The organism is Sphingobium sp. B2D3C, from assembly GCF_025961835.1.
Classification (GTDB): Bacteria; Pseudomonadota; Alphaproteobacteria; order Sphingomonadales; family Sphingomonadaceae; genus Sphingobium.
Genome location: NZ_JAOQOK010000001.1, coordinates 2,921,202 through 2,932,457 on the forward strand (window position 1 = coordinate 2,921,202; position 11,256 = coordinate 2,932,457).

Here is an 11,256-nt window from a genome sequence, read left to right on the forward strand (position 1 = left end):
AGAAGGAGACGCGCATGGCCCGGAAGAAGATCGCGCTTATTGGTGCCGGCAATATCGGCGGCACGCTTGCTCACCTCGCGGCTCTCAAAGGGCTTGGCGATATCGTCCTGTTCGACGTGGTCGAAGGGATTCCCCAGGGCAAGGCGCTCGATCTCTCGCAGTGCGGTCCGGTCGAAGGCTTCGACGCCAAGATCACCGGCTCCAACGATTATGCCGACATTGCCGGGGCCGACGTCATCATCGTCACCGCCGGCGTCGCCCGCAAGCCGGGCATGAGCCGTGACGATCTGCTCGGCATCAACCTCAAGGTCATGAAGGCCGTCGGCGAGGGCATTCGCGACAATGCGCCCGACGCGTTCGTGATCTGCATCACCAACCCGCTCGACGCGATGGTCTGGGCGCTGCGCGAATTCTCCGGCCTGCCGCACAACAAGGTCGTTGGCATGGCCGGCGTGCTCGATTCGGCCCGGTTCAGCCACTTCATCGCCGAAGAGTTCGAAGTGTCCGCCAAGGACGTCACGACCTTCGTGCTCGGCGGCCATGGCGATACCATGGTGCCGGTCGTGCAATATTCGACCGTCGCCGGCATTCCCGTGCCCGACCTCATCAAGCAGGGCCGCTCCACCAAGGAGCGTATCGATGCCATCGTGCAGCGCACTCGTTCGGGCGGCGGCGAGATCGTCGGCCTGCTCAAGACCGGCTCGGCTTATTATGCGCCCGCAACCAGCGGCATCGCCATGGCGGAGGCCTATCTGGGCGATCAGAAGCGCCTGCTGCCCTGCGCCGCCTATGTCGAGGGCAAGTACGGCGTCGACGGCCTGTATGTCGGCGTGCCGGTGATCATCGGCAAGGACGGCGTCGAGCAGATCGTCGAGATCGCGCTGGATGACGAAGCCAAGGGCAATCTCCAGGTCAGCGTCGATGCGGTCAAGGAACTGCTGGTGGCGTGCAAGGGCATCGATCCGAGCCTGGCGTAAGCGATGAAGCGCATCGCTTGCTCTTCCTGTTCCCCGGCGAAGGCCGGGGCCCAGCAGCGGCGGTGATGCAATGACCTGCGCCGGCTATGTTTACATCATGGCAGGTCGGCGGAACGGGACGATTTATACCGGTGTGACGAGTGATCTGGTGAGACGCGTCACTCAGCATCGGACAGGAGAGATCAAGGGCTTCACCGCCAAATATGGCTGCAAGCTGCTGGTTTGGTACGAAGCCCATGACGATCTTCAGAACGCGCGACAGCGCGAACTGCGGATCATTGAAGAAGTAAACCCGGACTGGAACGATCTGTTCGAGTCCATCTGTCAGAACTGGACCCCGGCCTTCGCCGGGGAACAAGGAAGCGAAGCGAGCCCATGAGCATCCTCGTCGACAAGAACACCAAGGTCATCACGCAGGGCATGACCGGCGCGACCGGCACGTTCCACACCGAACAGGCGCTGGCCTATGGCACGCAGATGGTCGGTGGCGTGACGCCGGGCAAAGGCGGCACCAGCCACATCGGCCTGCCGGTGTTCGACACGGTGGAAGAAGCCGTGGCCAAGACCGGCGCCACCGCGAGCGTCATCTACGTGCCGCCGCCATTCGCCGCCGATTCGATCCTGGAAGCGATCGACGCGGAAGTGCCGCTGATCGTCACGATCACGGAAGGCATTCCGGTGCTCGACATGGTGCGCGTGAAGCGCGCGCTCTCGGGTAGCAAGTCGCGCCTCATCGGCCCGAACTGCCCCGGCGTGCTGACGCCGGACGAGTGCAAGATCGGCATCATGCCCGGCTCCATCTTCCGCAAGGGCAGCGTCGGCGTCGTGTCGCGCTCGGGCACGCTGACCTATGAGGCGGTGTTCCAGACCTCCAATGCCGGCCTTGGCCAGACGACTGCCGTCGGCATCGGCGGCGATCCGGTCAACGGCACCAATTTCATCGACGTGCTGGAGCTGTTCCTCGCCGATGAGGCGACGCAGAGCATCATCATGATCGGCGAGATCGGCGGCGATGCCGAGGAGCAGGCCGCGCAGTTCCTGATCGACGAGGCCAAGAAGGGCCGCAAGAAGCCGATGGCCGGCTTCATCGCGGGCCGCACGGCGCCTCCGGGCCGTCGCATGGGCCATGCCGGTGCGATCGTCTCGGGCGGCAAGGGCGATGCGGAAAGCAAGATCGCGGCGATGGAAGCAGCGGGCATCAAGGTCGCGGCCAGCCCTTCGGAGCTGGGCACGACGCTGCTTGAGGTGCTCAAGGCGTAGGTGGTTAACAGCCGCTTCACCCGGGACGGCTTACAAGGCCGGTCCGGGATGGCGGCACAGGCGTCTTCCGCCCGGCGGAGAGAGGCAAGGATCGAACCGATGGGTTACGAGAATCAGGAATTCAGCGGCGCGCAAGAGGCCGAACAAGGGCCGAGCTGGGCGCGCAAGGGCTGGCCACTCGACAGCACGGACGACCTGACCGCCGCGCTCGACCCCACGCAGATGCAGGTGGCGATCAAGGCCGCCGCCGCCAGGAGCGGCGCGCCCGCCTCGCAGGCCGATGTCGCCAAGGCCGCCGCCGATTCGATCCGCGCGATGATGCTCATCCGCACCTATCGGGTGCGCGGCCATCTGGCGGCCAATCTCGATCCGCTCGGCCTGAGCCAGCGCGACCTGCCGGCCGACCTGACGCCAGAATATCATGGCTTCTCCGGCGCGGAGCAGGACCGCAAGGTCTATGTCGGCGGCGCGCTCGGCCTTGAGTGGACGACGATCCGCGAGCTGGTGGACATTCTGCGCGCCAATTACTGCGGCAATGTTGGCCTCGAATATATGCACATCTCCGATGTGGAGGAGCGCCGCTTCCTGCAGGACCGCATGGAAGGCAAGGACAAGGAAATCATCTTCACGCCCGAGGGCAAGAAGGCGATCCTCGCCAAGGTCATCCAGGCCGAGCAATATGAGAAGTTCCTGGGCCGCAAATATGTCGGCACCAAGCGCTTCGGCCTCGATGGCGGCGAATCCATGATTCCGGCGCTCGAAGCTGTGATCAAATATGGCGGTCAGCTCGGCGTGCGCGAGATCGTGTACGGCATGGCCCATCGTGGCCGCCTCAATGTGCTGGCCAATGTGATGGCCAAGGGCTTCCGCGTGATCTTCCACGAGTTCTCGGGCGGCACTGCCAATCCCGAGGATGTCGGCGGCTCCGGCGACGTGAAATACCATCTCGGCACATCGACCGACCGTGATTTCGACGGCATCAATGTCCACATGTCGCTGGTGCCCAACCCCTCGCACCTGGAGACGGTGGACCCGATCGTGCTCGGCAAGGTGCGCGCGCAGCAGCTGTTCCGCGACGATATCGGCCCCGGCAAGCACAAGCAGGTGCTGCCCGTGCTCATCCATGGCGATGCGGCCTTCGCCGGTCAGGGCATTGTGTGGGAGTGCTTCGGCTTTTCCGGCGTGCGCGGCTACAATACTGGCGGCTGCATCCACTTCGTCGTCAACAACCAGATCGGCTTCACCACCAGCCCGCAATTCTCGCGCGGCTCGCCCTATCCGAGCGACGTCGCCAAGGGCGTGCAGGCACCGATCATTCATGTGAATGGCGATGATCCCGAGGCGGTGACCTTCGCCTGCAAGCTGGCGATCGAATATCGCCAGACCTTCCATCGCGACATCGTGATCGACATGTGGTGCTACCGCCGCTTCGGCCACAATGAGGGCGACGAGCCGAGCTTCACCCAGCCGCTCATGTATGCGCGCATCAAGCAGCATCCGCCGGTGAGCGAGGTCTATGCCTCGCGTCTGCGTGAAGAGGGCGTGGTGGACGATTCGTTCCTCTCCGCGCAGGTCGAGGGCTTCGTCGATCATCTCGAGGAAGAGTTTGAATCGGCCAAGACCTACAAGGCCAATCATGCCGACTGGTTCGCCGGTCGCTGGTCCGGCCTGCATCAGCCCGCCGACATCGAAACCGCGCGCAAGAATGTCGAAACCGCCGTCTCCCCCAAGCTGTTCGAGAGCCTGGGCAGGACGCTGACGACGGTGCCCGAAGGCGTGAACGTCCACCGCACCTTGCGCCGCGTGCTCGATGCCAAGGCGGAGATGTTCAAGACCGGCGAGAATTTCGACTGGGCGACGGGCGAGGCCCTGGCCTTCGGCTCGCTACTGTCGGAAGGCTATGGCGTGCGCCTGTCGGGTCAGGATTCGGGCCGCGGCACGTTCAGCCAGCGTCACGCCGTCTGGGTCGATCAGGACAGCGAGAAGAAGTACATCCCGCTCTCCACCGTGCCGCACGGCCATTTCGAGGTCTATGACAGCCCGCTCTCCGAATATGGCGTGCTGGGCTTTGAATATGGCTATGCCATGGCGGACCCCAAGAGCCTGGTGCTGTGGGAAGCGCAGTTCGGCGATTTCGCCAATGGCGCGCAGATCATCATCGATCAATATATCGCCTCGTCCGAGTCCAAGTGGCTGCGGGCCAATGGCCTCGTGCTGCTGCTGCCGCATGGCTATGAGGGGCAAGGGCCCGAGCACAGCTCCGCACGGCTCGAGCGCTTCCTGCAGCTCTGCGCGGAAGGCAATATCCAGATCGCCAACTGCACCACGCCGGCCAACTATTTCCACATCCTGCGCCGGCAGATGTTGCGCCCATTCCGCAAGCCGCTCATCATCTTCACGCCCAAGTCGCTGTTGCGGCACAAGCTGGCAGTGAGCAAGGCCGAGGATTTCCAGGGCGATCGCCATTTCATGCGCATCCTATCCGACCCCGCGCCCGCGGCGGACGAGAAGACGCGCCGGCTGGTGCTGTGTTCCGGCAAGGTCGCCTATGACCTCATGGAAGCGCGCGACGCAGCCGGAGACAAGGACGTGCAGATCGTCCGCATCGAGCAGCTCTATCCCTTCCCGACCGAGGCGCTCGCCACGCGCCTCAAGCGCATGACCGTGCTGGAGGAAGTGGTGTGGTGTCAGGAGGAGCCCCGCAACAATGGTGCGTGGTTCTTCGTGGAGCCCTATATCGAGGAGGCGCTCGATCAGGCCGGCAAGGCGCCGATGCGCGCCCGCTACGCAGGTCGCAAGGCTTCGGCCTCGCCCGCCACCGGCCTTGCCCGCCGTCACCAGGCCGAGCAGGGTGCGCTCATTGCGGACGCGCTCGGTCACAATGTGCGCACCGAGATCAAGCGCCAGAAGAAAGCATAGTCCGCGCAGGCCGCGCCGGGCAGGAGGAAAGACATGGCCACTGAAGTGAAAGTGCCGACTCTGGGTGAATCCGTCACGGAAGCGACGGTGGGCCAGTGGCTGAAGAAGCCCGGCGACGCGGTGAAGGCCGATGAGCCGATCGCCAGCCTGGAGACCGACAAGGTTGCGGTGGAAGTCCCCGCGCCGGTTGCCGGCGTGCTGGGCGAGCTGCTGGTGAAGGAAGGCGACACCGTGAATGTCGGCGCCGTCATCGCCACCGTGCAGGAAGGTGCGGCTGCGGCCAGCAAGCCCGCACCGGCCAAGGCGGAAGCCGCTGCGCCGGCCCCGGCCAAGACCGAGGCAGCGCCTGCACCGACGCCGACGCTCACACCCGCGCCCGCGCAGGCCGCGCATGAGGGCGACAGCACGCTTGGCGCCATCACCCTCTCGCCTGCCGTCCGCCGGCTGGTACTGGAGCATGGCCTCGACCCCAGCAAGATCAAGGGCACGGGCAAAGACGGGCGCCTGACCAAGGACGACGTGATGGCCGCCATCGCCGATGGCAGCGCCGTCGCGAGCGAGTCCGCCGTGGCCGCCGCCGCGCCGGCACCGGCTGCCGGCAGCTCCGGCCCGTCGCGCCACCAGGAACGCGTGAAGATGACGCGCCTGCGTCAGACTGTCGCGCGGCGCCTCAAGGAAGCGCAGAACAACGCCGCGATCCTGACCACGTTCAACGATGTGGACATGAGCGCCGTCATCGCGGCGCGCGCCAAGTACAAAGATCTGTTCGAGAAGAAGCACGGCGTGCGTCTGGGCTTCATGGGCTTCTTCGTGAAGGCCGCATGCATGGCGCTCAAGGATATTCCGGGCGTCAATGCGCAGATCGAGGGCGACGAGATCGTCTACAATGATTTCTGCGACATCTCGGTCGCGGTGTCGGCGCCCAATGGCCTCGTGGTGCCGGTCATCCGCAATGCCGAGACGATGAGCATCGCCGAGATCGAGAAGACCATCGCCGATTTCGGCAAGCGCGCCAAGGAAGGCACGCTGTCGATGGCGGACATGGCCGGCGGCACCTTCACCATCTCCAACGGCGGCGTGTTCGGCTCGCTCATGTCGACGCCGATCATCAACCCGCCCCAGTCCGGCGTGCTCGGCCTGCACCGCATCGAGGAGCGCGCCGTGGTGGTCGACGGCCAGATCGTCGCGCGTCCGATGATGTATCTGGCGCTGAGCTACGATCACCGCATGGTCGATGGCCGCGAGGCCGTGACCTTCCTCGTCGCCCTCAAAAACGCCATCGAGGACCCGACCCGGCTGCTGATCGATTTGTGAGGCAGGGAAAAATAGCAGATTGACGCGTGCTCCTGCGAAGGCAGGAGCCCATCGACGGAGAAGAAACGACGAAATCTGGCTTTGTGTATCTGATGGCCAGCAAGCCGAACGGAACGCTGTACCTCGGCGTCACGAGCGTCCTCGTCGCGCGGTGTCATCAGCATCGCGAGGGTCACGTCGAAGGGTTCAGCAAACGCTATGGTTGCCGGCTCCTTGTTTGGTACGCAGTATATGACGATCTGCAGGAAGCGCGGCTGCGCGAACTGCAAATGAAGAAATGGAAACGGGCCTGGAAAGTCCGCCTGATCAGGGAGAACAATCCCGAATGGCGCGATCTGTGGTCGGTGATTGCGACCTAGCCGTGGGTTCCTGCCTTCGCAGGAACACAAAACGGTGACCGGTCAATGGAGCGAGTAATGGCAGACCAGTTCGACTATGACGTTCTCGTAATCGGCGCCGGGCCGGGCGGTTATGTGGCGGCGATCCGCGCCGCGCAGCTTGGGCTGAAGACCGCCTGCGCGGAAAGCCGGGAGACGCTGGGCGGCACCTGCCTCAATGTCGGCTGCATTCCCTCTAAGACGCTGCTGCACGCCTCGCACCTGTTCCATGAGGCCAAGGATGGCGTGCTGGCCAAGCACGGCATCAAGCTGGGCTCCGTGTCGCTCGATCTGCCGGCGATGCTGGCGGACAAGGATGCGGCCGTGAAGGGCCTCACCGGCGGCATCGAGTTCCTGTTCAAGAAGAACAAGGTTGAATGGCTCAAGGGGCTCGCCAGCTTCAAGGACGCGCACAGCGTCGAGGTGGCCGGCAAGACGGTGACCGCCAAGAACATCGTTATCGCCACCGGCTCCAGCGTGACGCCGTTGCCCGGAGTCGAGATCGACAATGACAAGGGCGTGGTGGTCGATTCCACCGGCGCGCTGGCGCTCAAGAAGGTGCCGGATCATCTGGTGGTGATCGGCGGCGGCGTCATCGGCCTCGAACTGGGGTCGGTCTGGGGTCGCCTGGGCGCCAAGGTCACCGTGATTGAATATCTCGACCAGATCCTGCCCGGCATGGATGGCGAGGTGCGCAAGGAAGCCGCCAAGCTGTTCGCCAAGCAGGGTTTCGAGATCCGCACCGGCACCAAGGTGACCGGCGTCGCCGTCAAGGGCGGCAAGGCCAGCGTGACGGTCGAGCCGGCTGCCGGTGGCACCGCCGAGACGATCGAGGCCGATACGGTGCTGGTCGCCATCGGCCGCCGCCCGAACACGCAGGGCCTCGGCCTCGACAAGATCGGGCTGGAGCTGAACCAGCGCGGCCAGATCGAGACCGGTCCCGATTTCTCCACCAAGGTCGATGGCGTCTGGGCCCTGGGCGACGTGATTCCCGGCCCCATGCTCGCGCACAAGGCCGAGGATGAAGGCATTGCCGTCGCCGAGAACATCGCCGGCATGACCGGCATCGTCAATCATGACGTCATCCCCAGCGTCGTCTACACCAGCCCGGAGATCGCCGGTGTCGGTCTGACCGAGGAAGCTGCCCGCGAGAAGGGCGAGGTCAAGGTCGGCAAGTTCCCGATGATGGCGAACAGCCGCGCCAAGGCGATCAGCGCGACCGACGGCTTCGTGAAGGTGATCGCCGATGCCGAGACCGACCGCGTGCTGGGCGTGTGGATCGTCGCCGATCCCGCCGGCACGATGATCGCCCAGGCTGCGCAGGCCATGGAGTTCGGCGCGACGTCAGAGGACATCGCCTACACCTGCCACGCCCACCCGACGCACAATGAGTCGGTGAAGGAAGCCGCGATGGCAGTGCTCGGCAAGCCCATCCACATGTGAATTGGCGTCCTGACCGGCCTGTCCGGTCAGGAGCTTCCCCTTTGCCCGCGTGTAAGCTTGTTCGCCAGCGAGGCTGAATGCTGGTGGAAGATTCGCGCACGTCCGGCGCTGCACTGACCAGTCTTCCGCGGCTGAACCAGCCCCCTACTGCATCCCCGATGGCAGGATCGACGGCGATTCCCGCTGCGGCTGGGGCTGCGCGGGCGGCGCCTGACGCTGTTGCGGCGGCGGGCGTTGCTGGCCCGGCTGGGCGGGTGCCGGGCGCGCCGGGCGTTCGTCGCGGCCGAGCACTTCGTCGATCCAGCGCTGGTCGATCCGGCGCGGCGCTTCGGTGCCGCTGGTGTCGCCCGGCGTTGCGCCTTCGGCACCGCTGCTCTGGCCCTCGGCAGGCGGCAGTGGCAAGCCGTTCTCGTCCACCATCATGCCATTGTCGGGCGAGCCATAGGCCTCTTCGTCCGGTTCGAGCTGCCATTCGGGCAGCACCACCTCGGTCTCGAAATTCTCGACCGGGCGATTGGCCACGGCGGTGCGCATAAAGGCCGCAAAGGCCCGCGCTGGCGCGCGACCGCCGGCCAAGCCACCCACTCTACGACTATCGTCGCGGCCCATCCACACCCCGGTGGTGATGCCGCTGGAGAAGCCGACGAACCAGCCATCCTTGTTGCTGGTGGTCGTGCCGGTCTTGCCTGCGACAGGCCGGCCGATCTGGGCCGCGCGGCCCGTGCCGGTGTTCACCGCCGTCTGCATCAGATCGGTCATCCCCGCCGCGACCCAGGGCGCCACCAGCACGCGGCTGGTATCGTCCTCATGCTCATACAGGGTGGTGCCATCGGCCGTGGTCACCTTGAGGATGCCATAGGGCCGCACCGCCACACCCTTGCGGGCGACCGAGGCAAAGGCCTGCGTCATGTCGATGAGGTGGACCTCGGACGTGCCGAGCACCATCGAGGGATGGGTGTTGATCGTCGTGGAAATGCCGAACCGCCGCGCCATGTCGGCGACGGTCGAGAAGCCCACTTCCATGCCCAACTTGGCGGCGATGGTATTGATCGAATAGGCAAAGGCGGTGCGCACGTCGATCTCGCCGACATTGCGGCGATTGTCGTTGCGCGGCGACCAGCCGTTGATCGTCACCGGGCTGTCCACGACCCGCGTCTCGGGCGTGTAACCCGCTTCCAGCGCCGAGAGATAGACGAACAGCTTGAAGGCCGAGCCCGGCTGCCGCTGGGCGACGGTCGCGCGGTTATAGTTGGAGCTGACATAATCCAGCCCGCCGACCAGCGCCCGCACCGCGCCATCGCGGTCGAGGCTGACCAGCGCACCCTGCGCGCCACCCGGCACATTGCCCTTGAGCGCCGCGACGGCAGCCCGCTGCATCCGGGGATCGAGCGTCGTGTAGACGTCGAGCGGCTGCTCGCGCTCGTCGATCAGCGTATCGAGCTGCGGCAGCACCCAGTCGGTGAAGTAACGCACGCTGTCCTGCGCCTTCTCGGGCACCAGTCGCACGCTGTCGAGATCGGCGGCGGCCCGCTCGGCGCTGGTAAGGTCGCCATTGGCCGCCATCACGTCCAGCACCACACTGGCGCGGCCGGCGGCAGCATCGGCATCGGCCGTGGGCGAATAATGCGAGGGCGCCTTCACCAGCCCGGCGATGATCGCCGCTTCCTCGAGGCTGAGCGTCGTTGCCGGGTGATTGAAGAACTTGCGGCTCGCGGCATCCACGCCATAGGCGCCACCGCCGAAATAGACCTTGTTGAGGTACAGCTCCAGAATCTGGGACTTGCTGAACTTGCGCTCCATCGCCAGCGCCAGGATCATCTCACGCAGCTTGCGGCCGGCGGAATAGCTGTTGTTGAGGAAGATGTTGCGCGCCAACTGCTGGGTGATGGTCGACGCGCCCTGCAACCGCCGGCCCTCGCCACGGCGGACATAGCCCACCCAGGCCGCGCGGGCGACGCCAATCGGATCGACACCGGGGTGCATGTAGAAGCGCTTGTCTTCCACCGAGACCAAAGCGCGGGTCATCACCTCGGGAATCTGCGAATGGTTGAGCCAGCGCCCATAGCTCGGCCCGAGCGAGACGAGCACCGAGCCGTCTGCGGCATGGACGCGGATCATCTGGCCATTGGGCGAGCTCTTGAGCGAGTCGAAGCTCGGCAGCGACTGCATCGCGATGACGACCGCAATCACCAGCGCGATCAGTCCGCCGATGGCGAGTGCGATGCCGACCTTGATCAGCCGGATGGTCCAGAGCCTGATCGAGCTCCCCGATTTTGCCTTGGCCATGCCTTGCCTTGTACCGCTCCGAACCGCTGCGTGCTGCAACTGTGCAGGACGCTACAAGCGTCCAGCGCCTTTACAAGCGCTGAATAGGATATCAATCGTCCTGTGCGGTGCCCTGCGGCTCGAAGTCCAGCGCGACGCTGTTCATGCAGTAGCGCAGGCCTTCCGGCCCCGGCCCATCAGGGAAGACATGGCCCAGATGCCCGTCGCAGCGCGCGCAGCGCACCTCGACCCGGCGCATGCCGTGGCTCGTGTCGGTATATTCGCTGACTGCCTCGTCTTCCAACGGCGCGGTGAAGCTCGGCCAGCCCGAGCCGCTGTCATATTTATGCCCACTGTCGAACAGCGGCAGGCCACAACCGGCGCAATGATAGATGCCGGCATCCTTGAGCTTGTCATAGGCACCCGCAAAGGCGCGCTCGGTGCCGTGCTCGCGCAGCACATGATATTGCTCGGGGGTCAGGCGCTCGCGCCACTCGGCATCGCTGAGGTTCATCTTGTCCATGCACGGAATATCGGGTGCCTGCCCGGGCGCGTCAATGGCACCGGGTTTGAGGGCAGAAACGCTTTCGTCAGCCCTTCTTTCGTCATCCCGGACTTGATCCGGGATCCCGCTGCCTTGAAGATCGCTGGCCCAGACAGATTAAGAAACCGGAAGCGCGGAATGCCGCCATTTGCAGGCC

9 protein-coding genes are annotated in these 11,256 nt (G+C 65.0%); 7 read left to right on the forward strand and 2 right to left on the reverse strand.

Annotation, left to right across the window (positions count from 1 at the left end; all coding sequences use genetic code 11):
- Positions 1 to 14 precede the first annotated feature (14 nt).
- The 7 genes from mdh to lpdA all read left to right on the forward strand — a co-directional run bounded on the left by mdh (position 15) and on the right by lpdA (position 8,290).
- Entirely contained in the window at positions 15 to 977 is a 963-nt protein-coding gene (mdh, locus tag M2339_RS13470) for a malate dehydrogenase (RefSeq protein WP_264576916.1), read from the forward strand.
- Positions 978 to 1,047: 70 nt separating this feature from the next.
- Entirely contained in the window at positions 1,048 to 1,356 is a 309-nt protein-coding gene (locus tag M2339_RS13475) for a GIY-YIG nuclease family protein (protein ID WP_264588248.1), read from the forward strand.
- Entirely contained in the window at positions 1,353 to 2,237 is an 885-nt protein-coding gene (gene sucD, locus M2339_RS13480) for a succinate--CoA ligase subunit alpha (protein ID WP_181560935.1), read from the forward strand. Before M2339_RS13475 ends, sucD begins: the two co-directional genes overlap by 4 nt.
- A gap of 99 nt (positions 2,238 to 2,336) precedes the next feature.
- Positions 2,337 to 5,156 (forward strand): 2-oxoglutarate dehydrogenase E1 component, encoded by a 2,820-nt coding sequence (locus tag M2339_RS13485; RefSeq protein WP_264588247.1) that lies wholly within the window; start codon positions 2,337 to 2,339, stop codon positions 5,154 to 5,156.
- 33 nt (positions 5,157 to 5,189) lie between these two features.
- Positions 5,190 to 6,470 carry a 2-oxoglutarate dehydrogenase complex dihydrolipoyllysine-residue succinyltransferase gene (odhB, locus tag M2339_RS13490; protein WP_264588246.1) on the forward strand — a complete coding sequence of 427 codons (1,281 nt, stop codon included), beginning with the start codon at positions 5,190 to 5,192 and terminating at the stop codon, positions 6,468 to 6,470.
- A 50-nt stretch (positions 6,471 to 6,520) separates the two neighbouring features.
- Positions 6,521 to 6,829 carry a GIY-YIG nuclease family protein gene (locus tag M2339_RS13495; protein ID WP_264606482.1) on the forward strand — a complete coding sequence of 103 codons (309 nt, stop codon included), beginning with the start codon at positions 6,521 to 6,523 and terminating at the stop codon, positions 6,827 to 6,829.
- A 57-nt stretch (positions 6,830 to 6,886) separates the two neighbouring features.
- Positions 6,887 to 8,290, forward strand: coding sequence for a dihydrolipoyl dehydrogenase (lpdA, locus tag M2339_RS13500; RefSeq protein WP_264588245.1), 1,404 nt, complete (start codon positions 6,887 to 6,889; stop codon positions 8,288 to 8,290).
- A 144-nt stretch (positions 8,291 to 8,434) separates the two neighbouring features.
- Here the strand turns inward: lpdA and M2339_RS13505 are convergent, their stop codons facing one another.
- Together M2339_RS13505 and msrB are read right to left on the reverse strand one after the other, a co-directional pair.
- Complete coding sequence (locus M2339_RS13505) at positions 8,435 to 10,576, reverse strand: transglycosylase domain-containing protein (RefSeq protein ID WP_264588244.1); 2,142 nt, start codon at positions 10,574 to 10,576, stop codon at positions 8,435 to 8,437.
- 91 nt (positions 10,577 to 10,667) lie between these two features.
- A complete protein-coding gene (gene msrB / locus M2339_RS13510) occupies positions 10,668 to 11,078 on the reverse strand; it encodes a peptide-methionine (R)-S-oxide reductase MsrB (RefSeq protein ID WP_264572327.1) in 411 nt (136 codons plus the stop codon).
- Between the last annotated feature and the right edge of the window lie 178 nt (positions 11,079 to 11,256).

What these genes read in the sequence shown, in the direction of transcription:
- mdh (WP_264576916.1), top strand. Translation starts at nt 15, where the DNA reads ATGGCCCGGAAGAAGATCGCGCTTATTGGTGCCGGCAATATCGGCGGC.
- M2339_RS13475 (WP_264588248.1), top strand. Translation starts at nt 1,048, where the DNA reads ATGACCTGCGCCGGCTATGTTTACATCATGGCAGGTCGGCGGAACGGG.
- sucD (WP_181560935.1), top strand. Translation starts at nt 1,353, where the DNA reads ATGAGCATCCTCGTCGACAAGAACACCAAGGTCATCACGCAGGGCATG.
- M2339_RS13485 (WP_264588247.1), top strand. Translation starts at nt 2,337, where the DNA reads ATGGGTTACGAGAATCAGGAATTCAGCGGCGCGCAAGAGGCCGAACAA.
- odhB (WP_264588246.1), top strand. Translation starts at nt 5,190, where the DNA reads ATGGCCACTGAAGTGAAAGTGCCGACTCTGGGTGAATCCGTCACGGAA.
- lpdA (WP_264588245.1), top strand. Translation starts at nt 6,887, where the DNA reads ATGGCAGACCAGTTCGACTATGACGTTCTCGTAATCGGCGCCGGGCCG.
- M2339_RS13505 (WP_264588244.1), bottom strand. Translation starts at nt 10,576, where the DNA reads ATGGCCAAGGCAAAATCGGGGAGCTCGATCAGGCTCTGGACCATCCGG.
- msrB (WP_264572327.1), bottom strand. Translation starts at nt 11,078, where the DNA reads ATGGACAAGATGAACCTCAGCGATGCCGAGTGGCGCGAGCGCCTGACC.